Genomic DNA, 21,955 nt, shown 5'->3' with positions numbered 1-21,955 from the left:
GGGCTCGATCCGAGCCCAGGCCCGATCAGTTACCTCACCTCGACCAACCACCGCATACAGCTAACACAACCACGACACCGACTCACCCAAACCCGCACAACCACTTACAGGACACGCCCTAGCCGCCACTGTTTCGGATCGGCACCGAGCCCGGCGGCGACAGCGCCGTGAACTCACCCGTGACAGGCAAGTAGATACTTGCCTATAGTGGTACCGTGGATGCGGGAACCGACCCCGGTGAGGTCTTCAAGGCGCTGGCCGAGCCCACGCGCCGGGTGATCCTCGATGAGCTCGCCGAGCGGGATGGGCAGACGCTGTTCGAGTTGTGTGGGCGGCTGACGATGCGGCATCGGATGTCGTCGTCGCGGCAGGCCATTTCTCAGCATCTGGACGTGCTGTCCGCGGCTGGCCTGGTGATCACGCGCCGGGAGGGCCGGTACAAGTTCCACTATCTCAACCGGGAACCGTTGCGAAATCTCACCGACCGCTGGCTGAAGGAGTAACCGATGCGCATCTACGTGACCAGTGTCTTCGTCGACAATCAGGCCGAGGCCCTGCGTTTCTATACCGAGGTACTCGGCTTCGTGAAGAAGAACGATATTCCGGTCGGCGAGGCCAGCTGGCTGACCGTGGTGTCGCCGCAGGATCCCGACGGGGTGGAGTTGCTGCTGGAACCCAGCGGACATCCCGCGGCGGGCCCGTTCCGGCAGGCCCTGGTGGAGGATGGCATTCCGTTCACCTCCTTCGCCGTGGACGATGTGCAGGCCGAGTACGAGCGGCTGCGCGGGCTGGGTGTGCGCTTCACCCAGGAGCCGCTGGACCACGGCGACTTCACGACCGCGGTCTTCGACGACACCTGCGGCAATCTCATCCAGATCGTCACGCAGAAGGTGTGATTCGATTACCTGTCGGGTAATCGCTCCGGCTCGGTGCGCGTGCCAGGATCAGGACGCAACGAAATCCCGATCGCCGGAAGGAAACCCATGCCCGCCTACGTCATCGCTCACCTGCAGGATGCGGCCCCACACCCGGAGATCGCGGACTACATCGAGCGCCTGCCCGGCACCTTCGAACCGTACGGCGGTCGCTACCTCGTGCACATGGCGCAGCACGAGGTGAAGGAGGGCAGTTGGCCCGGCGCCGTCGTGATGATCGGTTTTCCCGGCATCGACGAGGCCCGGGCCTGGTGGGACTCCCCCGCCTACCGGGAGATCGCACCGCTGCGCTCCCGGCACATCGAGGGCGACATCATCCTGGTCGAGGGCGTACCCGACGGCTACCAGCCGACCGCGGCGGTCCAGGCGATCCGAGCGGCGGTCGCCGAATAACCTCGCGCTCAGGCGAATTCGCCGAGTATGGCCGCCAGTTCACGCGACCGGAGCATGACGCCCGCGTGACTGGCGGCCAGTGAGTACACGTCGAAGGGGTCTGGCTCAGGGCGAAGGCGCTGGGCGCGTCCGGGGTGGAGGGGCAGAAGGCCGAGAGATAGACCATCCGGTCGATGGCATCGGGAATGACATTGCCGACCATGCCGATCGTGACGCCGCCGAGGCTGTGTCCGACCAGCACCACCGGGCCGTGCCGCCGCACCTCGCGCACGATATCGACCACGCGATTCACGTTGTCCGCCAGGGTGAATTCCGCCACCGGCGACGGTGCGGCGGCGAAGGCGGCGAGATCCTGCGGTGCCTGATAGGACAGCGGATACGCGGCATCGAGCCCGTGTCCGGGCAGGTCCACCGGCAGACTCCGGTGCCCCAGCAGCGCCAGCTCGCGGACCACCGGCGTCCAGAAGAAGCTGTTGCTGCACACAAGGAGTGCTGCCCCGACCGCCCTACGACCACCGCTTCGACTGCACGTGAGAGTCGGTGCACCTAGTCTGGATGTGTGCTGGACACGACCCATTGTCCGCTGCTGTTCCTCGATGTCGACGGACCTCTGCTGCCGTTCGGGCCGGGCCGCGAATCATCGCCGCTGCCAAGCGATTCCAATCCGCTGCTGGACCGCCTCGATCCGGGGCTCGGCCCGCTCCTGCTGGCCCTCCGCTGCGAGCTGGTATGGGCCACCACCTGGATGCACGACGCCAACCGGGCCATCGGCGCGTCCCTGGGTCTTCCGGTGCTGCCGGTACTGCAATGGCCGGACGCCGACGACGATCGCGTCGACGCATGGTTCGGATTGCACTGGAAGACCAGACCCGTGGTGGAACGAGCCGCGGGCCGACCGTTCCTCTGGATCGACGACGAGATCACCGACAACGACCGGGACTGGGTCGCGGCCCATCATCCCGGCCGCGCCCTGCTGCATCGCGTAGATCCTCGACTGGGCCTGCGGCCCAGCGACTTTCCCCGCTTCGCCGCCTGGCTCGACGCCCGGGTGTGACCCGCTCAGCCGTGGCGGACGCCCTCGAATGGCGGCGTGGAGCGCCACAGCTCTAGGGCCGGTTTCAACGAGTCCGCGAGCACGGGGAGGCGGGGTACCAGGGCCAGGCAGGCGACCGTGCGGGCCATGCCCACGGCGTTGACGAAATCCATTACCCCGGAGTCCAATTCGCGCAGGCCGCGCTCGCGGGCGGTGGAGTTGTAGGCGGCGAGGTGTTCGGGGCCGAAGAAGGCCAGATCCCATTCGGGCGGGCCGAGGGTGACCAGTTCGAAATCCGAATAGCGGGTGCCGGTGCGGGTGTCGACGATATTCGCGGCGGGGGCGTCGCCGTGGATCGGCTGTAGATCGATGCCGGGGAAGGCCGCCTCGAAGGCCGCGCGCGACGCGACGATGGGGGCCAGGGCATCCCATTCGCGTCGGGCGCGGTCGAGGTCGTCGGGCGCAAGCAGGTCGGGACGCTCCCGCAGCGCGGTGAGGCCGTCCTCGACCATGTTCGGTTCGGCGGCCGACAGGTACGGCAGTTCGCCGGGATAGTCGCGCAGCGCGGCGTGCAGGTCGGCGACCAGCCCGCAGTTGCGCGCGTAATCGGGTTCGGTGCTGTCGTCCAGCTCCACGAACTGCCAGAACGTCATCGAGAAACCGTTGCGCCGCACGGGTTCCCGCGGCACCAGCGGGCTCGGCGGGATCACCGGCTCGCCGCGTCCGGCCAGCCACGCCACCACGTCGAGTTCGGTGCGCTGGCGCGCGGTCTGAGCCTCGAGATCGAGATAGTCGGGCAGCACGGTGGGCACCCGCACCACCACCGGCGCGGGAGCGAGATGCACGACGACGGAGAACACGTCGTGCAGCACGGTCGCATCGGTCACGGTGAGCCCCAGCTCCCGGCCCGCGGCGACGGCCGCCTCCCGTGCCCGCGCGGTGCGGTCGGCGAGCTGTTCGGTCGTCATGGCTTCTGGCATGGCGGCGATATTGCCATGCCGGAGGGACCGGGGCGATCGATTAATGCCGTGGCAGGGTGCGGCGGGCGAGCCCTGGGAAGCCTGGTTCGGAAGGTCCGGCGACCTACGCCTCCCCCGCCTCGCGGCGGCGATCCTGCTCGGCCTGGCGGGCGGCCTCCTGACGGCGGGCCTCCTGGCGCTGGGCCTCGGCGCGCTCACGCAGGCGGCGGAGGAATTCCTCGTCGTCCTCCGGATTCTGCGCCACGTAGCGGCCGGGGCGGTCGTATTCGGGGTAGCGGGTGGTGGTGGAGCGGCGACCGCTGCCGACCGGGCGGCCCAGGATCAGCCAGAGCAGGGCGCCGAGGGTGGGTACCAGGATGACGATGATCAGCCACAGCGCCTTGGGTAGGTGGCGAATCTCCGATTCCGGGCTGGTGATCACATCTATCAGGCAGTACACCCACAGGACGAGCGTGATCAACCCGACGAGCGCGTATGGCATGGGCCCCCTCCTTCGAAACGACGCCGTACGGTACCAGACATCGCGGTTTCCGGGCGCGCCGATTCGGGCGGTTCGATGCCACCGGTCAGGAATCGAGAAGCGTCACAGCACGATCCGGACCTAGCGTGATCCGCACAACCCGACCGAGGAGAAATCACGATGTGCCAGCTCATGCACGCCGCCGCGGCCCAGCACCTACAGGAACTGACCCGGCTGCGCCGCGTCCGCGACCGCCTCGACCGCGAATACGCCCGGCCCCTGAACATCGAGGCGCTCGCCCGCGACATCGATATGCCACCGGCCCACCTCACCCACCGATTCCTGGCCGCGTACGGCCGCTCACCGCACGCCTACGTGGCGGCCCGCCGCGCCTCGCGGGCGCGGACACCGATCGGAAACTAGCCGACCCGCGTCAGCGATACTGCACGCGCGCACTCGCGTACAGGCAGATCGCCGCCGCCGCGGCGAGATTCAGGCTCTCCGCCCGCCCGTGAATGGGTATGCGGACGCGATGATCGGCCCGGGCGGCGACGGCCGGGTCCAGGCCGTGGGCCTCGTTGCCGAACAGCCACGCCACCGGGGCGCGCAGGATCTCCTCGGCGTCGTCGAGATCGACCTCGCCGCGGGCGGTGGTGGCCAGGACGGTGATTCCGGCGTCGTTCAGGGCCGCGAGAACCGCGTCGGTATCGCGTTCGCGGGCGATCGGGACGTGGAAAAGGCTTCCGGCGCAGGCGCGGACGCATTTGCCGTTGTGCGGATCCACCGAATCACCGGCCAGCACAACGCCATCCGCGCCGACCGCGTCCGCGACGCGGATCAGGGTTCCGGCATTACCGGGGTCGGCGATCTCCACCGGGACCGCGAGCATGCGCGGGGAGCTGGAAAGCACCTGCGGCAGCGGCACATCCACCGAGTGGCACACCGCGACCAGACCGGGCGGGGTCACCGTCTCCCCCAGATGTTCGGCGGCCCGCTCGCTCACCAGCGTCGCGCGCACACCCATCGCGACCGCGCCCGCCACCAGCTCGTGCTCGCGTTCGGCGGCACGCACCGAATAGAACAGCTCGCTCACGCGCCCGGTCTCGAGTGCCGCCGCCACCGAATTCGCGCCCTCGGCCAGGAACAGGCCCGTCTTGCGGCGCTGCGGGGCGCGATGCAGCTTGACAGCGGAAACGACCCGCGGATTGCGCTCGGAGAGCGCGTCCACGGGTCGTTCCGAGTTCCGAGTACCCAAAGGGTCAGGCGGCCGGGGCGTTGACATCCTCCGGCAGGGCGGCCTTGGCGACCGCGACCAGCCCGGCGAACGCCTCGGCGTCGGAGACGGCGAGCTCGGCGAGGATCTTGCGGTCCACCTCGACACCCGCGGCCTTCAGGCCCTGGATGAAGCGGTTGTAGGTGATGTCGTTGGCGCGGGCCGCGGCGTTGATGCGCGCGATCCACAGCTTGCGGAAGTCACCCTTGCGCGCCCGGCGGTCCCGGAACGCGTAGGTCAGCGAGTGGAGCTGCTGCTCCTTGGCCTTGCGGTACAGCCGCGACCGCTGGCCACGGTAGCCCTTGCTGGCCTCGAGAACGGTGCGACGCTTCTTCTGCGCGTTGACAGCCCTTTTGACGCGTGCCACTTGTCAGTCCTTGTTTCGATCGAGGGGCGCTCGCGGCGCCCGGAGGGATGGTCGGAAAGGCGTCCGTTACCGGATCGCGGGTGCGAGCTCAGATGCCGAGCAGCTTCTTGACGCGACGGACGTCGGCCTTGGCGACGACCTCCTTGCCTTCCAGGCGACGGGTCACGCGGTTGGACTTGTGCTCCATCAGGTGGCGGCGGCCGGTCTGCTCACGCATCAGCTTGCCGGTGCCGGTCACCTTGAAGCGCTTCCTGGAGCCGCTGTGGCTCTTCATCTTCGGCATGGATTCCTCAATCTGTCTCATACCGGCGGGCACGCCAAAGGCGCGAATCCGACCGGAGCTGTATCGGGTTACTGCGGAGTGGCCCCGTCGGCCGCGGCGGCCGGAGCGTCTCCACCGGTGGCGGGCGCGGCATCACGCTGCGACGACGCCGCCTGCTGTGCCTTCGTCCGCGTCTTCGCGCCCTTGTGCGGCGCGAGGACCATCGTCATGTTCCGGCCGTCCTGCTTGGCCGAGGTCTCGACGAAGCCGAACTCGGCGACGTCGGACGCCAACCGCTGCAGCAGGCGGAAGCCGAGTTCCGGTCGCGACTGCTCGCGACCACGGAACATGATCGTGACCTTGACCTTCGAGCCCGCCTGCAGGAAGCGCAGGACATGACCCTTCTTCGTCTCGTAGTCGTGGTCATCGATCTTGGGTCGGAGCTTCTGCTCCTTGATCACGGTCTGCTGCTGGTTCTTCCGGGACTCGCGCGCCTTCTGCGCCGTCTCGTACTTGAACTTGCCGTAGTCCATGATCTTACAGACCGGTGGGCGCGCATCCGGTGCGACCTCGACCAGGTCGAGATCCGCCTCCATGGCGACGCGGAGTGCATCTTCAACACGCACGATCCCAACCTGCTCGCCGCCCGGTCCGATGAGCCGGACCTCGGGTACGCGGATGCGATCGTTGATGCGGGTCTCAGTGCTGATGGGGCCTCCTAGGTCAAGCGGTGTCGTCCAACGACCGCAAGCTATAACTGCAACCCCATATCCAACACGAAAGCCCCGTCGCGGTATTTCACCGCCACGGGGCCCGATGTCGACCGGCCGTCGACGCGAGTCGCTCGCATCGACCCTGCGCTGGGGAAACCCCGCGCGAGGAACCCATCGAAAATGATGGGCGACCGGACCGTCGTACCTGGCGTGTCGCCGGTGGACGGTGGGAGTCGGGCTCCACTTATGGCCCCAACCAGTTGCAGTAACCGGACCGGGGCGGTCGTCGCAGAACAGCTTAACATCCCCCGACTCGAACCTTGAAATCGCCCGCCCCCGCGACCAGGCACATCGGCTCCGGATGCCATGCTACGGGCATGAGTGAGGCGTCGCTGAACGAGCCCGAGACCGTGCGTGAGCTGGCGGACATCCCCGCCGTCGAGGTGATCAGCCGCGCCGCGGTGATGCTGATGAGTTCGGCCGCCGAGAAGCTGGGCCTGGCCGACGAGGATCCCGACTCGAGCCCGCGCCGCGATCTGGACGAGGCCCGCCGCGTCATCACCGCCCTGGCCGGACTGATCACCGCCTCGGTCGAATATCTCGGTCCGCACGCCGGGCCGCTGCGCGAGGGGCTGCAGTCGCTGCAGCGCGCGTTCCGCGAGTCCTCGGCGCATCCGGACGAGCCCGGCAAGGGTCCGGGCGAGAAGTACACCGGCCCGGTCTGCTGATCCGCGGAGCTGGTCCGCAGCCGATCGCCGGAGCGGGCCAGCCGCACGCGGTTGTCGCAGCCGGTCTTGTCCATCAGCCGGGCGATATGGGATTTGACCGTGGTGACGCCGAGGTGCAGCCGGTCGGCGATCTCCTGATTGCTCGCGCCATCGGTGAGCGGATCGAGCACCTCGCGCTCGCGGGCGGTCAGATCCACGTGCGGTGACGACACCCTCGACATCCTGCTGCTGCGACCGGCCGCCAGCCTGCGCCCGTCCGCGCCGCTGCCCGCCGCCCTTGCCGAGATCGCGCCGCTGGTGGCGCCGGGCGCGGCGGTCGATACGCTGGCCATGCGGTTCGAGACCCACGCCGATCCGACCTATCCGTACATGTACCACTGCCATCTGCTGCCACACGAGGACCGCGGCATGATGGGCCAGTTCCTGGTGCTCGGCCCGGGGCAGACACCGAATCCGATGGCGCTACCCGAGACGGGCCATCGGCACGGACGATACGAAATTCGCGACATACCAGACGGATTCGGGCATTCATCCAGCAAACCCGCCCCGGCCGCGCGCGCCGCCCGCTTGCTACCATGACTGTTCGCGGCGAGGGAGGTGCGGTGTCGAACATCGAGCGTGCGCCCAGGGGAGTCGATCCGTCGAAACCCAACTCCGCGCGGGTCTACGACTACCTGCTGGGTGGCCGGAGCCATTACACGACCGACCGGGTGCTCGCCGAACAGATGGTGCGGATCGCGCCGGACATCCAGGCGACGGCCGCGGCGCACCGTCAGTTCCTGCTGCAGGCCGTGCTGCTCGCGGCCGAGGCGGGCGTACGGCAGTTCCTCGATATCGGCGCGGGCATCCCGACCTCGCCCGCCGTCCACGAAATGGCGCACAAGGTCGACGAGGGGGCGCGGGTCGTCTCGGTCGACCACGACCCAGTCGTGCACGCGCACGCGACCGCGTTCCTCTCGGGCGTGCCTGGAGTGATCCCGCTGCTGGCCGATGTGCGCCGCGCGGACGAGCTCGTCGAGCGGCTACGGGCCGAGCGGCTGATCGATTTCGCCGAACCGGTCGCCATTCTGCTGGGCGGGGTCATCCACTACGTCATGGACACCGAGCATCCGGACCGCATCCACGCGCGTTTTCGCGAGGTGATGGCCCCGGGCAGCTATCTGATCCTCACCCATGCCACCGACGACACCGTCCGGGACTTCCGCGACCTGGCGACCCAATCCGTCGGCGGGTCGGCGCAGTTCGCGTATCGCACCCGCGCCGAGGTCGAGAAGTTCTTCGAGGGATTCGACCTGCTCGGCCCCGGCGTGACCCCGGTACAGCAGTGGCTCGATGCGCGGGCCGCCGTCCCGCCGGTGGTGATCGTGGGCGGCGTCGGCCGCCGGCCCTGATACCCGCGCGTACAACGAGAACCCTTGGCGCACAACGGCTCAGAAAAAGTTCGGGCGGTCATGGCGTCGGCATGCCATGCTCGAGACCATGGCGACACCGATACTTCTGGTCCCGGGTTTCTGGCTGGGCGCATGGGCATGGGACGAGGTCGCCACGGAGTTGCGGCGGCGCGGCGACGAACCGCGAGCGCTGACCCTGCCCGGACTCGACCCGGCCGATCCCGGACGCCTGGACGCCACGCTGAAAATGCAGGCCGAGGCGATCGTCGAGGCGGCGGCGGACGATCCGATGGTGCTGGTGTCGCATTCCGGTGGTGCGGCGCCAGCGTATCTGGCCACCGACCTTGCGCCGGAACGCTTCTCGCATGCGGTGTATGTCGACTCAGCACCGCTGCCCAGCGGCTTCGTCCTCATTCCGCAGCTGCCCGCCACCGCGCGGGAACTGCCGCTGGCGGATTGGCCGGAGCTCGAGGCGGCGGGTAACAGCCTGGCCGGTTTGGACGAGGCCGCGCTGAAGCGGTTTCGCCAACGCGCGGTCTCCGAACCCGCGAGCATCGCGACCGCCCCGCTCGAGCTCAGCGATTCCCCGGCCCGCCTGCGCATTCCGACCACGATCATCTGCACCAGCTTCAGCGCCGACCTGGTGCGACAGCTGCGCGACAAGGGATCCGAACCGCTGTTCGCCGAGCTGACCCGCATCGAGGCGGACTACATCGATCTGCCGACCGGACACTGGCCCATGTGGTCGCGGCCGGTGGAGCTCGCGGAACTGATTCACGCCGTCGCCGAGCGCTGATCACAACCCGAGCCGGGTCAGCCGCTCGGTGATGCGCGGGTCGGTGGTCACGATCGGGGCCTCGCGACCCACCCAGGGATCACCGCCGAAATATCTCCGGAAGATCTTCTCCGCCGTCCGGGTGGCCAGCGCCTGGGCGCTCAGGGTCGGATTGGGCCCGCCGAGGGAATTGGGCAGCGCCGAATTGTCGGCGATGAAAAGCCGTCCGACCCAGCGGGCCTCGCCGTCGGTGTCGAGCACCGAATTCGCCGCCGAGGCGCCCATCCGCATCGAGGAATGCACATGCAGCAGCAGCGGGGCCCAGTCCATCCGATACACCCGCCGCGCCCCGGCCGCCCGCATGATCTGCGCGGCCCGCGCCGCCACGAACTCCCGATTCGCCACCGTCTTCGCCGTGCGCCGCCGCCCCGAGACGTCGATCTTGGCGGGCGCGCCGTTCTCGTCGGCGGGAAACAGCGAGGGGGTGATCCGATTGCCGGCCTCGACGTGGTCGTCGGTGAGCACCAGGAAATTCAGCAGCCGGTCGATCCCATTGCCCAGCAGCTCCATCAGCTCGTCGCCGACCAATCGTCCCGCGCGCCCGTCCCAGGGTCCGACCGGTCCCCGCCCGTTGTCGTAGACGCCACGAATGCCGCTGTCGGACAGGCACATCGAGAACGCCTGGATCGCCGGGGTCAGGCCGACGTTCTCGATTCCGCCGTAGCCGGGGAACTCCACGCGCGCCGCGGAGTTCGCACCCTTGGAATTGCCGGTGTACTCGTCGAACACCCCGACCACCCAGTCCAGGAAGTGATCGGTGTGACCGCGTCCCACCCAGTCGTTGGGATTGGGCAGGCCGCTGGCGAACCACAACCGCGGGCTGCCGGACGCGCCCCCGGCCAGCACCACCACGCGGGCGTCCTCGGTGTGGCGCTCGCCGCTGCCGTTGTCGCGCCAGGTGACGCCGGTGGCCACCACCTCCCCGCCCCGCTGTTCGGAATTGATCGCGGTGACAAAGGAATCGGCGCGCAGTTCGACCGGCCGCCCACCCGGGCGCACGGCGTCGGCCGCCAGGCCCAGGGGAACATAGCTGTTATCCGTCGAGCGTTTGGCGAACAGATTGCGCGGCGCGCGCACCGGCTGATAGCAGCCCTGGAAGCAGTGGCCGCAGAAGGTGCACCCGGTCGCGGCCGGATGCGTCAGCAGGTCGGTCCGGTCGGTGCGCCCGGCATTGCCGCCCGGCTGCAGGATCGCGTTCTGCTGCGGCCGGAACGAGTCGCCGGTGGTCGTGCGCGTGGTCTGCACCGGCAGGCCCATCCGTTCGCAGCCGCGGAAGGTGAGGGCCTCCTTGGTGCCCATCGCGGCGGTCTGCACCGGCAGCGTCGCCTCGACCCACTCCAGGTAGGGCACGAATTCGTGGTAGCCGAACGGGAATTCGTGGGCGCGATCGTAGGCGGCCGCGTCCGGACCGGAATAGCCCTGGAACACACCCGGATACGGCCGGGGCGAATTGCCGAAGTAGTGGGCCGTCGTCCCGCCCACCCCCGACAGCTCCCAGACGAACATATTCGACGCCCACTCCCGGAACCAGGCGGGTTTGCGGCGATCCTGCGGACCGAAGCGCAGATAACCGTCGTTGGGATTGTTGGCGTCGTTCTCCGCATGCGACCACTGCGCGCGCGGGTCGTCGTGGCGCGGCCCGGCCTCCAGCAGCAGCACGTCCAGGCCCCGCCCGGCCAGTTCCGCCGCGACGACCGGACCCCCGCCGCCCGCTCCGATCACGATGACATCACGCATCGACCGGCACCTCCCTGCGCCCCTGGTAGTACCCGATCAGCTCCGGCTGGCCGTCGACCAGCCCGTCCGGGCGGTAGCCGGTGAGTCCCCACGACGGCGGCCGCACCGCCACGTCGCGGGTGCGCGGATCGAACAGTTCCAGCTCCGAATGCACCCCGAAGGCCGTGGCCTCCAACAGAATTCCACCCCCGAACCGCAGGAACCCGGTCCCCGAACCGCGCAGCGGCTGCGGCAGGCCGCGATCGACGATCGAGACCAGTTGCGGGAGCGGGCGTTCGATCAGCTCGAGCACCCGGCACTTGTCCCGCAGGCTCAGCCGCGCGAACGGCGAGCCCAGCGGCCCGGCCACCGCACCCGGCGCGATCAGCAGCGTGCAGAAGTTCAGCAGCAGTGCCATCAGCAGCGACAGCGGCAGCACCCGATCGGAGTACAGATAGCCCAGTGCCTCGTCGATCCGGCGACCCTGTTCGGGCGTCACCCCGAGCAGCGGTGCGACCGGCAGCCCCAGCTCGCCCAGGGCCTGCGCGACCGCCAGGGCCAGCGGCCGGGTCAGCTGATCGCCCATGGCCAGATAGTTGTCGAACAGGCCGACCATGAATTCCCCGCCGCCGAATTCGATCGGTCCCGGGCCCGCCCCTGATACGCCCTGCACCCGCGACCATTCGTCGGGGCCGGGAAAGACCATGACACAGACCGCGCGCATGGTGTCCAGCGCGAAACCGTCCGCCGCCGCGAGCGGCCCTGTCGCGCGCGCCACCGCGAGCGCGATCGCACCCGGCGCCAGCGCACCCGCCCCCGCACAGGCCGCGAGTCGGACCGCTCGGATCAGTAGATCGCGTCGAGCGACGCTGTCGAAACCCTCGTCCCACATCATGGCCCCTGCCGCCCGCGTCGGGAATCGTCATGTGCCCCAGGTATCGACGCGGCGGCGACGGCGCGGGCCGGTCCACAGCGGATCCGGGCGGCACACAGCGGGAGTACCCACCAGACACGAACCACACCAACGATTTTCGGTCGTTCGGACGGCGGGCGCGGCTGCGCGGATGCGCACGCCGGTGACGTGATATCGATCAAAACCCGCTCGATTCGCCACGCGCCGACCGGGCCCACTCCTACCATGCGAGGCACGGACGGTCAGGAGCGGCATGAACGCGAGAGCGGATCTGGAACGGGAGCTGGGCGGGTCACCGGGGGCCCTGGACGACCTCACCGAGCCCGAAATCGCCGATCTACTGGGGCTTTTCCGCGCGGCGCACCGGCACGAGGCGGCCACGCTGAATGCGGCGATCGACGCCATGGTGGGCGCGCTGCCCCGGCCGCTGCGCGGGATCACGAAGCGAATCATGTTCGGCGACCGGCTCGATCGATGAGCGATCCGATCACGCGCGCGCAGATCGTGCTGTTGGCCCGCACCCTGCACGTGCCGCCGGAACGGCTGGCCCACCTGAAACGACTCGGCGCGGAGCAGGTGCACGAGATCCAGCAGCGGATGGCCGCGGTCCTGTTCGATCGGCATGCCGAAACCTTCGGGCGGATCAGCAGATTGGTGCCGATCATTCCGCTCACGATCTCGATCCCGCTGGTACAGCGACTGGTGCCGCCGATGCTGACCGGGCGCGCGGCGGGCGCGGTTGGCGTCGAACATCCGAAGAAGGCGGCGGAAACCCTTGCGCTGCTCGATCCCTCGTATGCCGCCGACTGTGCGCCCTATCTGGATCCGCGCTCGGTGGGCGAGCTCGCCGATGTGGCGCCACCGGAGCCGGTGGTCGGCATCGTCAACGAGATCCTGCGCCGCGGCGACTATGTCACGGCGGGTCCGTTTCTCGCCTACGCCACCCCGCCGCTGATCGAGGCCGTCGAGCGGGGTGTGCACGACGATGCCGGACTGATCTTCTCGGCGGCCTACGCCTACTCCGCCGATGCGGTCAGCGCCATCGTGCGCCAGCTGCTCGTCGGTACGCAACACCGGGTTCCGGGGATGATCCGAACGGTGTTGATTGGTCCGCCGGAGTTGCAGACCGCGGCGCTGACGGTCTTCGCGCGCTGCGAGCCCGATGCGGTGGCCGCCGTCGGGGACATCCTGTTCACCGTCGGCTCGGCCGCGGAGCTGGGTGGACTCATCGAGACCGCCATCCGAGTGGGCGCGGTGCCGCAGCTGCTCGCGGTGGCCGGTCGCCTCGGTCCCGATGCGCTGGCCCGGTTGGCCGCGCTGCCGATCCTCGCCCACGAACCCGCGCTGCGCGCGCTGATCACCGCGTTGGACGGCGATGCCCGCCCCGACAGCTGGCGCGGCCTGTTCGCGGCGCTCGGCGCGGCCGATACCGAGCTGCGGCTGCGGGCGGCTCGGCTGCTGGCGGGGTTGTCCCCGGCCACGCTCGCCGACCTGCCCGCCCACGCCACCGAGGCCGACATCTGGGCGTCGATGCTGGACCTTCTCGCGACCGCCGATGCCGAGGTCCGCGCGCATATCGGCGCGGTATGGGCGACGCTGCCGCCGGAGCGGCGGGCCGGATTGCATTGGCATCTGGCCGATCACCGCGACGACCCGCGGTTGAACGTGCTCGTGCGGGCGATTCCCGCGGAATCGGTCGAGGAGGTGTTCTTCAAGCGGCGACGGCAGGGGCGGCGGCGCGGGTAGCGACCAGCGCGCTTGGGGGGCAGGCCAATTGGGGGCATGCCGGGCCGGTGGACCGATCGATAGCGTGAGCGCGTCGGGGAAATGACCTTGATTTCGAAGGAGTGCGAATGCGCATCACCAAGCTGGTTCACCGCGGTACCGTTGCCGCTCTGTTCGTTTCGGCGACCGTTCTCGGAGCCGCCGGGGCGTCCGCCGAACCGCTTCCCCTTTCCCCGGAGCCCACCGAGGCAACGCCGATCGACTGCTCGCCCATGAATTTCAGCCTGTCGGCCTGCATGTTCCCCGGCCTGGCGACGATGTCCTCCGCGATCTCCTAGTCGATGACCCCGCCCGCGTCCTTCCCGGCGGAGTCGCGGGCGCACCGGCCTAGCGAAGCGAGTCGATGCGATCCAAGAATTCGCGCGGACCGGTGGTCCTCGCCCTCAGCGCCGCGACCCGGTCGCGCAGCCCACGGTCGGCCGTGACCACGACGACCGATGCGACGCCCGCATCGACCGCGGCGGCCACCACGCCGACGATCGCATCGTCGCCCGATCCCTCGGCGGCGACCACCCGTATCCGCCCCGGTGCCGAATCATGCTCGTCGACAGCCTTTTTCGCCGCGCCCTCGAGTACGACGACGATATCGGCGGACAGGTGACCGCTCAGCACTCCCAACCGGTCCAGCAGTCGTCGCGCCGCACCCGCCCGATCGCGCCACCACCCGTCGGGACGCGAGCCGACTACATTCGCCGCGTCGACCACCAACAATTGCGTCTCGTCGTCGATCATCCGCCCAGTCTCCCCTATCGGTGGAATCGCCCGTCGATTGCATCGCCCGCCAATTCTGTCGGGCCCCCTCGACAAACTCTTGCCTTTACGCCGCGTGGTGATAAATTTTCTTCATGGCTGCCGGAAAGTTCGTCGCCGCAACGGTTTGCGGGGGAATTCTTGGTGCCGCCGCGTGCCTGTCCGGGGCGAGCACCGCACACGCCGCCGACACGGTCTATTTCGCCATGGGCGGGTGGAACTGCTCGATCCGCGGCGACGGCACGGTGGGCTGCGATCTGAATCCACCGGCCCCGGCCATGAATGTGTTGTATGCCGGCGCGCAGGTGTCGTTGCCGAATGTCCCCGCCATCATCATCGATTCGCCCGCGATGCCCGCTCATCCGCAGTGGAACTCCAACGGCAGCCATACCCTGCCCGGCGGAAATCCGGCGCTGGCGCGGATCGAGTCCGCCGACGCCCACGCGCCGCGGTACTCGATCAGCTATGCCGGGGCGACATGCGAAATCACCTATCGAGGCGTGGCGATGTGCACATCGATGGGGCACGGTTTCAGCCAATGGGGACCAGTGCCGCAGGGCTACTGATCCCCGAAATCGGCGGTTACCGATACCAGACGCCGTCGTCCCAGTCGCCGTAGTGCCAGACGTTGAAGTCGTAGCGGCTGTGCGCGCCCGCGAACAGGTAGCCGTACCACCCGGCCGAGGTGTCGCAGATCTGGTCGTCGTGGTTGCAGACCGTCAGCGTCGGGAAGGGGCCGAACCAGTCGTCCACCCCGGCCAGCGGATAGCCGATGAGGTGATTGCCCGGGGCCGACGACAGGCCGCCCCAACCGGGTCCGGGGGCACGCTTGGGATCGGCCAGCAGAATGGCATTGGCATTCCCGACGTACTGGTTCGCGGTGACCCAGGCGTGCAGAATGCCAGCGCCCTCGCTGTGCCCGATCATCCTGATGTGGTCGCCCGGGCATTCGCCGCGGTGCAGCCAGAACAGGCGATTGAGTTCGTTCAATCCCGACATCGGATCGAGCGAGTTGTAGCCGACGGGTTGATCGACGAAGGGGATGAACACCGAGGAGGTGTTGTCCCCGAGACCGCCGATACCGATTGCCCAGTTGCCGGTGCAGTTGGCGGCGTGGGCCTGCGGCGCGGTCGAGTGCGCGAAGGAAAACAGGATGGCCAACAGTAATGCGGCGAAGAGCGCCGTTGCTCTACGCATGATCGTACTTCTTCGTTTTCGTGCCTCCGGGTCCGGCCCGGCTTGCAGGTGTGTGTACCCAGAAATTGCCGACATGAATGTTTTTCGGTGAAACAGTTACACCAGATGCCGATATAGTGGCCGTACTGAAATATCATCCGGCCCGGATCCGTCGGCAGAGTGGGCGTGCCGGATGCCGATCCGGAGCCATATGACGCCGGATGTCGTTGCGGCCTAACAATATTCAGGAATGGTTTCACCGGCGGCCACGCAATGGACGGCCACCGGCCACCCGGCCGAGGCTGGAGACGCCGGATGGGTTGCTGCGGCGTGCCACGGCCCGGATCGCGGCAGGGAAAATTGGGGCATCAAGCGTCCGGGCCGGGCGGATACACTTCGGATGCTCGAATCGACCACCGGCGCAACGGGTTCCGGGGCAATACTGGAGGGATTGCACATCATGGCTCGAATCATCAACTCGCCCACCTCGATTCGATTCGCCACCGGAGCCGCCGCACTCGGTGTCGCCGCCACCGTCACCGCGTTGGCCGCACCGCAGGCCGCGGCGACGGTCACCGCGCTCGAGGTCGCGCCCGGGTTGAGCCTCGGCTCGCACAAGTACGGGACGGGTTGCTCCTACACCGTGACCGCCCGGGTCGACGACAACACCAAGACGGTCTACTTCTTCGAGCAGGGCCAGGGCCCCAGCGGTTTCGCCGACGCCAAGCCGTCCAACGGCGTGGCGACCGCGACGTGGACTCCGTCGTCGACGAAGATCACCTACATCTACGCCCTCCAGCCGGGCGCGACGACCGTGGTGTCGGCGGCCGTCGACGTCGGCACCGGCATCAATCTCGGGTCCGCCTGCGTCGCCAACTGATTCGCGGCACGCCCGCTCACCCGCGCAGCAACGCCCGGGCGTGCCGGACCTCCGGTATGCCGATGATCTTGGCCGCGAGCAGGAAGGTCGCCGCACCGATCGCCGCACCGACCGACACGGTGAGCACGCGTCCGAGCGTCGGGTCGGCGACGGCGTGCCGGGCCAGCGCCATGGCGACCAGGCAGCCCCAGCCCGCGATCGCGGCCGCCCAGATCACCCGCGCGAATGTGGTTGCGACGGTGGCGAAGCCGAGCAGGCCGTAACGGCGGCGCAGCAGCAGGTGTCCCGTCAGCGCGCCGACGACGTAGGCGGCCGAACCCGCGACGCCGAGCATCACCACGACGCCGGGATCGGGCAGGACCGTGACCGACAGCGCCAGAACGCCGATCTTGGTGAGCACCATGGCGATATTGATCAACGTCGGGGTGCGGGTGTCGTTGTCGGCGTAGAACACTCGCAGCTGCAGCATCACCAGCGCGAACGGGGCCAGGCCGAAGGCCGCGGACGCCACGGCCGCACCGATCAGCCGGGCCGCGGCCGCGTCGACGCGACCGGTGAACACCACCGTGGCCAGGACCGGTCCGAGCAAAGCCATCGCCACCGTCACCGGCACCATGGCGACGACCAAATACCGCGCGCCGCGGCCGAGATCGGCGATCACGGCGGGCCGGTCACCGCGGGCCGCGGCGCGAGAGATGCGCGGCATCAGCACCGTGAGCAGCGATGCGGCGAGAATGCCGTAGGGGACCTGGAACAGCGGGTCGGCATAGGTGTAGACGGACATGCCGCCGTGGTCGGAGGCGACGCGCAGCGTCACCACCACACCGACCTGGCTGATACCCGCGTACGCCAGCACCCAGCCCAGCAGCGGGACCGCGGCGCGCACCGGCCGCCAGGTGTGCGGGATCGGACGCACCCGCCAGCTCCATCGGAAACCGTTGCGCCGCAGCGCCACCGCCACCCAGGCGGCCTGTCCGGCGATGCCCGCGGTGGTTCCGAGGCCGAGGGTGAGCACCTGCGCGGCCGTCATCGACGCGGGCGTCAGGGTGACCGGGCCGGGCAGCAGCACGAATATCCCCAGTGTCGCCAGCACGATCACGTTGTTGACCACCGGAGCCCAGGCCGCCGCGGCGAAGCTGTCGCGGACGTTGAGCACGGCGGTCAGCAGCATCGTCAGGGCGTAACAAAAGATCTGCGGTAGCAGCAGGTAGGCGAATATCGTGGTGAGCCGCCGCTGTTCGGGATGGGCGACGAGGATGCGCACCAGCAGCGGCGCGCACAGCACGGTAACCACCGTGACCGCCGCGGCGACGATCACCGCCGCGACCAGCAGGCGCTGGGTGAATTCCCGGGAGCCACGGCGACCCAGCCGACGGGCCCGGATCAGCAGCGGCACGATCGCACTGGCGAATACGCTGCCGAGCATCAGTTCGTACACCATATTCGGCATGTTGTTGGCCAGATTGTAGGAGTCGGCGACCGCGGCGGCCCCGATCGCGGCGGCCAGCGCGAGGGTTCTCGCGAAACCGGTCACCTTGCTCGCCACATTGGCCAGGGCGACGTGACCGCCCGCGCGGGCCAGGGTCCGGGTGCGCCTCGGCCGCACCGACTCCGGATGCGGACCCGGTAACACCGGCAGCGGCTGGGTGGGCAGATTGCCGTAGTCCAAGAATCCCTCCCCGATCGGATATCGCCGTTCCGAGGGTACTTTCCGGTTCGAATCGCGCGGACGATGAGTTTCCGGCCGCCGTCCGGTCAGCACTTGTAGCCGACGCTGGAGGACGCCATGCAGATCGAGACAACCAATCTGGACATCTACGGTAACGACCCCCTGCCGTGGTCGCGGGCGCACGCGGCCCTGCACGATTTCATCGCCGATCCGGACGGGCGGGCCTATCTGAGCACCTGCGGCCCCGACGGCCGCCCGCACACCACCGGCATCGGAGCCCTGTGGCTGGACGACGGGGTCTATCTGGTCAGCGGCCCCGGCACCCGCAAATCCCGCAATCTCGCCGCCAACCCGGCCTGCGCCCTCGCCTTCCCCTTCGACGATCTCGATCTCGTGGTGGAGGGCACCGCGGCGATCGTCACCGATCCGAACACCTTGGAGCGCATCGCCGCTCGCTATCGCGCGGCGGGCTGGCCGGTCGAGGTGCGGGGGCACGCCTTCACCGCCCAGTACAGTGCCCCCAGCGCCGGTCGCCCGCCGTGGCATCTCTACTACGTCACCCCGCATACCGTCGTGGGCGTGGCGACCGCCGAACCCCATGGGGCCACCCGCTGGCGGCTGTCCTGACGTACGCTCCGACAGACGCCGGAGGATGGCCGCGGAATAACCTGAGGTATGGCTCTGGCTCGTCGGCAGTTGTTGAGGTTGGGCGCGGCGGGGGCAGGGGCGGTGCTGGTAGGGATTTCCGGGGCGGGGAGCGGGCGGTTTCGGGCCCCGCGGTGGCTGGGGGATCCGTTCTCGCTCGGGGTGGGTTCGGGAGATCCGCGGCCGGACGGGGTAGTGCTGTGGACCCGGCTGGCTCCCGATCCGTTGGCTCCCGACGGGCTCGGCGGGATGGGGCGGGCGCCGGTCGGCGTCGAGTACGAGGTGGCGCACGACGAGGGCTTCCGGCGGGTGGTGCGGCGCGGGACGGCCGTGGCCACCCGGGAGCTCGGGCACAGCGTGCATCCGGAGGTGGACGGGCTGGAGCCGGATCGGTGGTATTTCTACCGGTTTCGGGCGGGTGCGGCGATCTCGCCGGTCGGGCGCACGCGCACCGCGCCGCTGCCGGGGGCGCCGACGGCGCGGCTGCGGTTCGCCTTCGCCTCCTGTCAGTCCTGGAGCTCGGGCTACTTCACCGCCTACGACCATATGAGCGCCGAGGACCTCGATCTCGTCGTCCATCTGGGCGACTACATCTACGAGCGCGGCTGGCGACGGGGCCGCGTCGGGATGTCGGTGGAGCCGTATCTGACCGCCGAGGCCGTGGATCTGGCCGGATATCGGCTGCGCTACGCCCAGGCCAAGGCCGAACCTCCGCTGCGGGCGGCGCATGCGGCCTTCCCGTGGTTGGTCACCATGGACGATCACGAGGTCGACAACAACTGGGCGAGCGACTCCCCCGGGCTCGGCATCGATATCTCGTTGCTACCCGCGCTGTTTCGCCGCCGCCGCGCGGCCGCCTTCCAGGCCATGTACGAACATCAGCCGCTGCGCGTCGAGAGCCTGCCCGCCGGGCCATCGATGCTGCTGCACAGGCGGTTCGGCTTCGGCGACCTCGCGGAGATCACCATGATCGACACGCGCCAGTACCGCACCCGGCAGGCCTGCGGCGGCAACGTCTCCGCGGACTGCCCGGTCCGGTTCGATCCCGAGCGGACGATTCTCGGAGCCCGACAACGGGATTGGCTGCTCGACGGCCTCACCCGCTCCGCGGCGCGCTGGCAGGTGATCGGCAACCAGGTGGGCCTGGGGCAGCTCGACAGCGATCCGGGCCCGGGGGTGGCGGTGTCCACCGACGCCTGGGATGGATATGTCGCCGACCGCGGCGCGGTGCTCGGCGCGGCCGCCGACCGGAAGGTCCGCAACCTGGTCGTGATCACCGGCGACCGTCATCAGAACCAGGTCAGCGACCTGCGCCGCGACTACACCGACCCCGAATCCCCGATCGTGGCGGCGGAATTCACCGGCACCTCGATCTCGAGCGCGGGCGACGGCGCCGACCTCGACCCCACCGGCCGCCGCCTGCTCGCCGCCAATCCGGACCTGAAGTTCTTCAACGCCCAGCGCGGTTACGTCCGGGTCGAGGTCGATCACCGCCTGTGGCGCGGCGATTTCCGGGTGGTTCCCTATGTCCGCAGGCCGGGTGCGCCGGTGCGGACGCGGGCGAGTTACGGAGTGCGGGACGGCGCGCCCGGCGTCGTCGAGTTGTAGGCCTGCGGGTGGGCGGGATGGTTCGGCGTCGAGCCGATTCCTCGAAAGGTCTGGCAGGCAACATCATCGCGACCGCTGCCGCGGTGGGGCGGCGGCTGCCATTGCGTCATGGCTCCCGGCTCCGGGAGTCCCGGCCGGGTCCGCCCCATCGGCACCGCGACGCGTGCGGGTCGTATGCGGACAGGGCGCGAGCGACGCGTTCGATCAGTTCGACCGGCGGCAGTTCGAACGGCTCGGCCGATATCGGCAGCGTGGCGCCGGGAACGCGTTGCGGCAGGGCACTACTCACGTCATTCCTCTCGAAATCCCGTTGTAGCCATGCGATCGGCGCTCGCCGTCGGAGACGTCCATTACCGTTGTCGGCGCGACGAATTCGGGGCTGAAACTGCGTCATCGACCGAGCGGCGAGGCTTCGTCAACCATCCCGCAACTTTGCTGTCGCGCCGAGTACCGCAGATGTACTGGATGTATACACTTCGCAAACTCGATCGGCGGTCGGACGACGACCCGGCCCACGTGCACGACCCGATGAGCGCCGAGTTGTGCATCCGCACGGGGTCGCGCCGCGGCACGCGGCGGGCCGTCACGGTCGTGTCCGGCAATCGGCTCGTCGCTCAGCGGACAGTCTGCGGCACAGACTGTTTCGGCTGAATGAACACCGGCACCGTCATTCGCCGGTGCTCGTTGCGACACTCACGGCGACGATCGTCGCCACCGCGGCGCCCTGGACCTCCTGAACGGCCTTGCGCACCGCCGGTCCGCCCCATTCACCCGCGCTGATCTCCTTGCCGCGGCGACGGACCGTTCGTTTGTCGATATCGGATACGACCTTGGGCAGCAGGCCCACCGCGTACAGGATCGAGATCAATGCGGCGGTGCGGTCATCGGGCGAACGACCCTCGACGGCCGCTCGCACGCGCGCCACGATCTCCACCGCAGGCGCGGGATCGACCGGTTGCCACACCGTGGTCGGGAACAGGCCGAGGGCTCGGCCCCGAGCCACGCGGAGGTAGCCGCGGTCGACCAGATCGCCCAGCAGCGCCTCGCGCAGATCCTTGGCTCGACGGTGCCAGCCGCCGAATCCGGCGACCTTGCCGATCGCATCCTTGGGCTTGCGGCCCTGCGCGACTCCCACCAGATCGGCCAGCCGCGCGTCGCTGGGCGGTCGCTCGGTCGCGGCCAGTCGCCCGGGTTTGTGCGCCGGATCGCCGCGCTCGGTGACGCGCAGCGCGCCGTCCAGGGTCAGCTCGACCAGCGCGGCACCGGCCAGCGCGGCTCCCAGCACGGCGTCGGCCACCCGCTGCTTGCCGCTGTCGTCGAGCGCGAGCAGCAGGAATTCCTCCGCCACGGTCAGCATGCCCCCGCCTCCTGGTAGGTCGTCGCCACAGTGGTGCGGCGAATCGACCCTAGCCTGAATACCGTTGCGGGAGAAGGCGGCCCATC

29 protein-coding genes and 2 pseudogenes are annotated in these 21,955 nt (G+C 69.1%); 17 read left to right on the top strand and 14 right to left on the bottom strand.

Features of this window, described 5'->3' with window-relative positions; all coding sequences use genetic code 11:
• Window positions 1-215: 215 nt before the first annotated feature.
• From NDR87_RS35755 to NDR87_RS35745, 3 genes are all read left to right on the top strand, one after another.
• The gene (locus tag NDR87_RS35755) at window positions 216-503 is read left to right on the top strand and encodes a metalloregulator ArsR/SmtB family transcription factor (RefSeq protein ID WP_251918505.1); all 288 of its coding nucleotides are present in this window, start codon (window positions 216-218) and stop codon (window positions 501-503) included.
• A 3-nt stretch (window positions 504-506) separates the two neighbouring features.
• Window positions 507-896 carry a VOC family protein gene (locus NDR87_RS35750; RefSeq protein WP_251918503.1) on the top strand — a complete coding sequence of 130 codons (390 nt, stop codon included), beginning with the start codon at window positions 507-509 and terminating at the stop codon, window positions 894-896.
• An 87-nt stretch (window positions 897-983) separates the two neighbouring features.
• Window positions 984-1,328 (top strand): DUF1330 domain-containing protein, encoded by a 345-nt coding sequence (locus NDR87_RS35745; protein WP_251918501.1) that lies wholly within the window; start codon window positions 984-986, stop codon window positions 1,326-1,328.
• Here NDR87_RS35745 and NDR87_RS35740 read toward each other — a convergent pair.
• Entirely contained in the window at window positions 1,249-1,812 is a 564-nt protein-coding gene (locus NDR87_RS35740) for an alpha/beta hydrolase (protein ID WP_251918499.1), read from the bottom strand. The genes NDR87_RS35745 and NDR87_RS35740 overlap by 80 nt on opposite strands.
• A 75-nt stretch (window positions 1,813-1,887) precedes the next feature.
• Here NDR87_RS35740 and NDR87_RS35735 point away from each other — a divergent pair, with 75 nt between their 5' ends.
• Complete coding sequence (locus NDR87_RS35735) at window positions 1,888-2,382, top strand: HAD domain-containing protein (RefSeq protein ID WP_251918497.1); 495 nt, start codon at window positions 1,888-1,890, stop codon at window positions 2,380-2,382.
• 5 nt (window positions 2,383-2,387) lie between these two features.
• Here the strand turns inward: NDR87_RS35735 and NDR87_RS35730 are convergent, their stop codons facing one another.
• Together NDR87_RS35730 and NDR87_RS35725 are read right to left on the bottom strand one after the other, a co-directional pair.
• Window positions 2,388-3,341, bottom strand: a complete 954-nt coding sequence (locus NDR87_RS35730; RefSeq protein ID WP_251918494.1) for a phosphotransferase — start codon at window positions 3,339-3,341, stop codon at window positions 2,388-2,390.
• Between the two features lie 103 nt (window positions 3,342-3,444).
• Entirely contained in the window at window positions 3,445-3,822 is a 378-nt protein-coding gene (locus NDR87_RS35725) for a PLD nuclease N-terminal domain-containing protein (protein WP_251918492.1), read from the bottom strand.
• Window positions 3,823-3,981: 159 nt separating this feature from the next.
• On the opposite strand from NDR87_RS35725, the gene NDR87_RS35720 reads away from it, so the two are divergent.
• The gene (locus NDR87_RS35720; RefSeq protein ID WP_251918490.1) at window positions 3,982-4,224 is read left to right on the top strand and encodes a hypothetical protein; all 243 of its coding nucleotides are present in this window, start codon (window positions 3,982-3,984) and stop codon (window positions 4,222-4,224) included.
• Window positions 4,225-4,234: 10 nt separating this feature from the next.
• On the opposite strand, the gene NDR87_RS35715 is transcribed toward NDR87_RS35720, so the two are convergent.
• From NDR87_RS35715 to infC, 4 genes are all read right to left on the bottom strand, one after another.
• On the bottom strand, window positions 4,235-5,029 hold the full coding sequence (locus NDR87_RS35715; RefSeq protein ID WP_251918488.1) for an RNA methyltransferase: 795 nt from the start codon (window positions 5,027-5,029) through the stop codon (window positions 4,235-4,237).
• 31 nt (window positions 5,030-5,060) lie between these two features.
• Complete coding sequence (gene rplT, locus NDR87_RS35710; RefSeq protein ID WP_251918486.1) at window positions 5,061-5,441, bottom strand: 50S ribosomal protein L20; 381 nt, start codon at window positions 5,439-5,441, stop codon at window positions 5,061-5,063.
• An 88-nt stretch (window positions 5,442-5,529) separates the two neighbouring features.
• Window positions 5,530-5,724, bottom strand: coding sequence for a 50S ribosomal protein L35 (gene rpmI, locus NDR87_RS35705; protein WP_251918485.1), 195 nt, complete (start codon window positions 5,722-5,724; stop codon window positions 5,530-5,532).
• A 68-nt stretch (window positions 5,725-5,792) separates the two neighbouring features.
• Window positions 5,793-6,458, bottom strand: coding sequence for a translation initiation factor IF-3 (infC, locus tag NDR87_RS35700; RefSeq protein WP_251918515.1), 666 nt, complete (start codon window positions 6,456-6,458; stop codon window positions 5,793-5,795).
• A 335-nt stretch (window positions 6,459-6,793) separates the two neighbouring features.
• Here infC and NDR87_RS35695 point away from each other — a divergent pair, with 335 nt between their 5' ends.
• Window positions 6,794-7,144, top strand: a complete 351-nt coding sequence (locus tag NDR87_RS35695; protein ID WP_251918483.1) for a DUF1844 domain-containing protein — start codon at window positions 6,794-6,796, stop codon at window positions 7,142-7,144.
• A 35-nt stretch (window positions 7,145-7,179) separates the two neighbouring features.
• Here NDR87_RS35695 and NDR87_RS35690 read toward each other — a convergent pair.
• Window positions 7,180-7,341 (bottom strand): annotated as a pseudogene (locus tag NDR87_RS35690) (response regulator transcription factor); the annotation flags it as partial.
• 100 nt (window positions 7,342-7,441) lie between these two features.
• Between NDR87_RS35690 and NDR87_RS35685 the strand changes: the two are divergent.
• The 3 genes and pseudogenes from NDR87_RS35685 to NDR87_RS35675 form a co-directional block, all read left to right on the top strand.
• A pseudogene (locus NDR87_RS35685) lies at window positions 7,442-7,723 on the top strand (multicopper oxidase domain-containing protein); the annotation flags it as partial.
• A 23-nt stretch (window positions 7,724-7,746) separates the two neighbouring features.
• Window positions 7,747-8,535 (top strand): SAM-dependent methyltransferase, encoded by a 789-nt coding sequence (locus NDR87_RS35680; protein ID WP_251918481.1) that lies wholly within the window; start codon window positions 7,747-7,749, stop codon window positions 8,533-8,535.
• Window positions 8,536-8,623: 88 nt separating this feature from the next.
• Window positions 8,624-9,331: an alpha/beta fold hydrolase gene (locus NDR87_RS35675; protein ID WP_251918479.1), complete on the top strand. Its 708-nt coding sequence runs from the start codon at window positions 8,624-8,626 to the stop codon at window positions 9,329-9,331.
• Here NDR87_RS35675 and NDR87_RS35670 read toward each other — a convergent pair whose 3' ends face one another.
• Window positions 9,332-11,107, bottom strand: coding sequence for a GMC family oxidoreductase N-terminal domain-containing protein (locus tag NDR87_RS35670; protein ID WP_251918477.1), 1,776 nt, complete (start codon window positions 11,105-11,107; stop codon window positions 9,332-9,334).
• The gene (locus tag NDR87_RS35665; RefSeq protein WP_251918475.1) at window positions 11,100-11,981 is read right to left on the bottom strand and encodes a hypothetical protein; all 882 of its coding nucleotides are present in this window, start codon (window positions 11,979-11,981) and stop codon (window positions 11,100-11,102) included. The genes NDR87_RS35670 and NDR87_RS35665 overlap by 8 nt, the downstream gene beginning before the upstream one ends.
• 271 nt (window positions 11,982-12,252) lie before the next feature.
• On the opposite strand from NDR87_RS35665, the gene NDR87_RS35660 reads away from it, so the two are divergent.
• The 3 genes from NDR87_RS35660 to NDR87_RS35650 all read left to right on the top strand — a co-directional run bounded on the left by NDR87_RS35660 (window position 12,253) and on the right by NDR87_RS35650 (window position 14,062).
• Window positions 12,253-12,477 carry a hypothetical protein gene (locus NDR87_RS35660; RefSeq protein WP_251918473.1) on the top strand — a complete coding sequence of 75 codons (225 nt, stop codon included), beginning with the start codon at window positions 12,253-12,255 and terminating at the stop codon, window positions 12,475-12,477.
• Window positions 12,474-13,745, top strand: coding sequence for a hypothetical protein (locus NDR87_RS35655; protein ID WP_251918471.1), 1,272 nt, complete (start codon window positions 12,474-12,476; stop codon window positions 13,743-13,745). The genes NDR87_RS35660 and NDR87_RS35655 overlap by 4 nt, the downstream gene beginning before the upstream one ends.
• Before the next feature lie 107 nt (window positions 13,746-13,852).
• Window positions 13,853-14,062: a hypothetical protein gene (locus tag NDR87_RS35650; RefSeq protein ID WP_251918469.1), complete on the top strand. Its 210-nt coding sequence runs from the start codon at window positions 13,853-13,855 to the stop codon at window positions 14,060-14,062.
• 49 nt (window positions 14,063-14,111) lie between these two features.
• Here NDR87_RS35650 and NDR87_RS35645 read toward each other — a convergent pair whose 3' ends face one another.
• Window positions 14,112-14,516, bottom strand: a complete 405-nt coding sequence (locus NDR87_RS35645; protein ID WP_251918467.1) for an NYN domain-containing protein — start codon at window positions 14,514-14,516, stop codon at window positions 14,112-14,114.
• A gap of 113 nt (window positions 14,517-14,629) precedes the next feature.
• Between NDR87_RS35645 and NDR87_RS35640 the strand changes: the two genes are divergently transcribed.
• Window positions 14,630-15,100: a hypothetical protein gene (locus tag NDR87_RS35640; protein WP_251918466.1), complete on the top strand. Its 471-nt coding sequence runs from the start codon at window positions 14,630-14,632 to the stop codon at window positions 15,098-15,100.
• 16 nt (window positions 15,101-15,116) lie between these two features.
• Here the strand turns inward: NDR87_RS35640 and NDR87_RS35635 are convergent, their stop codons facing one another.
• Complete coding sequence (locus NDR87_RS35635) at window positions 15,117-15,731, bottom strand: hypothetical protein (protein WP_251918464.1); 615 nt, start codon at window positions 15,729-15,731, stop codon at window positions 15,117-15,119.
• Between the two features lie 439 nt (window positions 15,732-16,170).
• Between NDR87_RS35635 and NDR87_RS35630 the strand changes: the two genes are divergently transcribed.
• The gene (locus tag NDR87_RS35630) at window positions 16,171-16,590 is read left to right on the top strand and encodes a hypothetical protein (protein WP_251918462.1); all 420 of its coding nucleotides are present in this window, start codon (window positions 16,171-16,173) and stop codon (window positions 16,588-16,590) included.
• A 16-nt stretch (window positions 16,591-16,606) separates the two neighbouring features.
• Here NDR87_RS35630 and murJ read toward each other — a convergent pair whose 3' ends face one another.
• Window positions 16,607-18,259: a murein biosynthesis integral membrane protein MurJ gene (gene murJ, locus NDR87_RS35625; protein WP_251918460.1), complete on the bottom strand. Its 1,653-nt coding sequence runs from the start codon at window positions 18,257-18,259 to the stop codon at window positions 16,607-16,609.
• Window positions 18,260-18,376: 117 nt separating this feature from the next.
• On the opposite strand from murJ, the gene NDR87_RS35620 reads away from it, so the two are divergent.
• The 3 genes from NDR87_RS35620 to NDR87_RS35610 all read left to right on the top strand — a co-directional run bounded on the left by NDR87_RS35620 (window position 18,377) and on the right by NDR87_RS35610 (window position 21,163).
• Window positions 18,377-18,886 carry a pyridoxamine 5'-phosphate oxidase family protein gene (locus NDR87_RS35620; RefSeq protein ID WP_251918458.1) on the top strand — a complete coding sequence of 170 codons (510 nt, stop codon included), beginning with the start codon at window positions 18,377-18,379 and terminating at the stop codon, window positions 18,884-18,886.
• 48 nt (window positions 18,887-18,934) lie between these two features.
• Entirely contained in the window at window positions 18,935-20,512 is a 1,578-nt protein-coding gene (locus NDR87_RS35615) for an alkaline phosphatase (protein ID WP_251918456.1), read from the top strand.
• A 318-nt stretch (window positions 20,513-20,830) separates the two neighbouring features.
• The gene (locus tag NDR87_RS35610) at window positions 20,831-21,163 is read left to right on the top strand and encodes a hypothetical protein (RefSeq protein WP_251918454.1); all 333 of its coding nucleotides are present in this window, start codon (window positions 20,831-20,833) and stop codon (window positions 21,161-21,163) included.
• A gap of 16 nt (window positions 21,164-21,179) precedes the next feature.
• Here NDR87_RS35610 and NDR87_RS35605 read toward each other — a convergent pair whose 3' ends face one another.
• Entirely contained in the window at window positions 21,180-21,869 is a 690-nt protein-coding gene (locus NDR87_RS35605) for a GPP34 family phosphoprotein (protein ID WP_251918452.1), read from the bottom strand.
• Window positions 21,870-21,955: the final 86 nt, after the last annotated feature.

Origin of the sequence: Nocardia sp. CDC159 (assembly GCF_023740735.1) — a bacterium.
Lineage (GTDB): Bacteria > Actinomycetota > Actinomycetes > Mycobacteriales > Mycobacteriaceae > Nocardia > Nocardia pulmonis.
This window is presented reverse-complemented; position numbering and strand designations above follow the sequence as displayed.

Excerpts from the sequence above, each read along its gene's own strand:
- NDR87_RS35745 (WP_251918501.1), top strand. The coding sequence starts at position 984 with ATGCCCGCCTACGTCATCGCTCACCTGCAGGATGCGGCCCCACACCCG.
- NDR87_RS35725 (WP_251918492.1), bottom strand. The coding sequence starts at position 3,822 with ATGCCATACGCGCTCGTCGGGTTGATCACGCTCGTCCTGTGGGTGTAC.
- NDR87_RS35655 (WP_251918471.1), top strand. The coding sequence starts at position 12,474 with ATGAGCGATCCGATCACGCGCGCGCAGATCGTGCTGTTGGCCCGCACC.
- NDR87_RS35645 (WP_251918467.1), bottom strand. The coding sequence starts at position 14,516 with ATGATCGACGACGAGACGCAATTGTTGGTGGTCGACGCGGCGAATGTA.
- NDR87_RS35730 (WP_251918494.1), bottom strand. The coding sequence starts at position 3,341 with ATGCCAGAAGCCATGACGACCGAACAGCTCGCCGACCGCACCGCGCGG.
- NDR87_RS35670 (WP_251918477.1), bottom strand. The coding sequence starts at position 11,107 with ATGCGTGATGTCATCGTGATCGGAGCGGGCGGCGGGGGTCCGGTCGTC.
- NDR87_RS35695 (WP_251918483.1), top strand. The coding sequence starts at position 6,794 with ATGAGTGAGGCGTCGCTGAACGAGCCCGAGACCGTGCGTGAGCTGGCG.
- NDR87_RS35675 (WP_251918479.1), top strand. The coding sequence starts at position 8,624 with ATGGCGACACCGATACTTCTGGTCCCGGGTTTCTGGCTGGGCGCATGG.
- NDR87_RS35610 (WP_251918454.1), top strand. The coding sequence starts at position 20,831 with ATGCGATCGGCGCTCGCCGTCGGAGACGTCCATTACCGTTGTCGGCGC.
- NDR87_RS35620 (WP_251918458.1), top strand. The coding sequence starts at position 18,377 with ATGCAGATCGAGACAACCAATCTGGACATCTACGGTAACGACCCCCTG.
- NDR87_RS35630 (WP_251918462.1), top strand. The coding sequence starts at position 16,171 with ATGGCTCGAATCATCAACTCGCCCACCTCGATTCGATTCGCCACCGGA.
- NDR87_RS35750 (WP_251918503.1), top strand. The coding sequence starts at position 507 with ATGCGCATCTACGTGACCAGTGTCTTCGTCGACAATCAGGCCGAGGCC.
- NDR87_RS35720 (WP_251918490.1), top strand. The coding sequence starts at position 3,982 with ATGTGCCAGCTCATGCACGCCGCCGCGGCCCAGCACCTACAGGAACTG.
- NDR87_RS35665 (WP_251918475.1), bottom strand. The coding sequence starts at position 11,981 with ATGATGTGGGACGAGGGTTTCGACAGCGTCGCTCGACGCGATCTACTG.
- rpmI (WP_251918485.1), bottom strand. The coding sequence starts at position 5,724 with ATGCCGAAGATGAAGAGCCACAGCGGCTCCAGGAAGCGCTTCAAGGTG.
- NDR87_RS35660 (WP_251918473.1), top strand. The coding sequence starts at position 12,253 with ATGAACGCGAGAGCGGATCTGGAACGGGAGCTGGGCGGGTCACCGGGG.
- NDR87_RS35640 (WP_251918466.1), top strand. The coding sequence starts at position 14,630 with ATGGCTGCCGGAAAGTTCGTCGCCGCAACGGTTTGCGGGGGAATTCTT.
- NDR87_RS35615 (WP_251918456.1), top strand. The coding sequence starts at position 18,935 with ATGGCTCTGGCTCGTCGGCAGTTGTTGAGGTTGGGCGCGGCGGGGGCA.
- NDR87_RS35650 (WP_251918469.1), top strand. The coding sequence starts at position 13,853 with ATGCGCATCACCAAGCTGGTTCACCGCGGTACCGTTGCCGCTCTGTTC.
- NDR87_RS35635 (WP_251918464.1), bottom strand. The coding sequence starts at position 15,731 with ATGCGTAGAGCAACGGCGCTCTTCGCCGCATTACTGTTGGCCATCCTG.
- NDR87_RS35605 (WP_251918452.1), bottom strand. The coding sequence starts at position 21,869 with ATGCTGACCGTGGCGGAGGAATTCCTGCTGCTCGCGCTCGACGACAGC.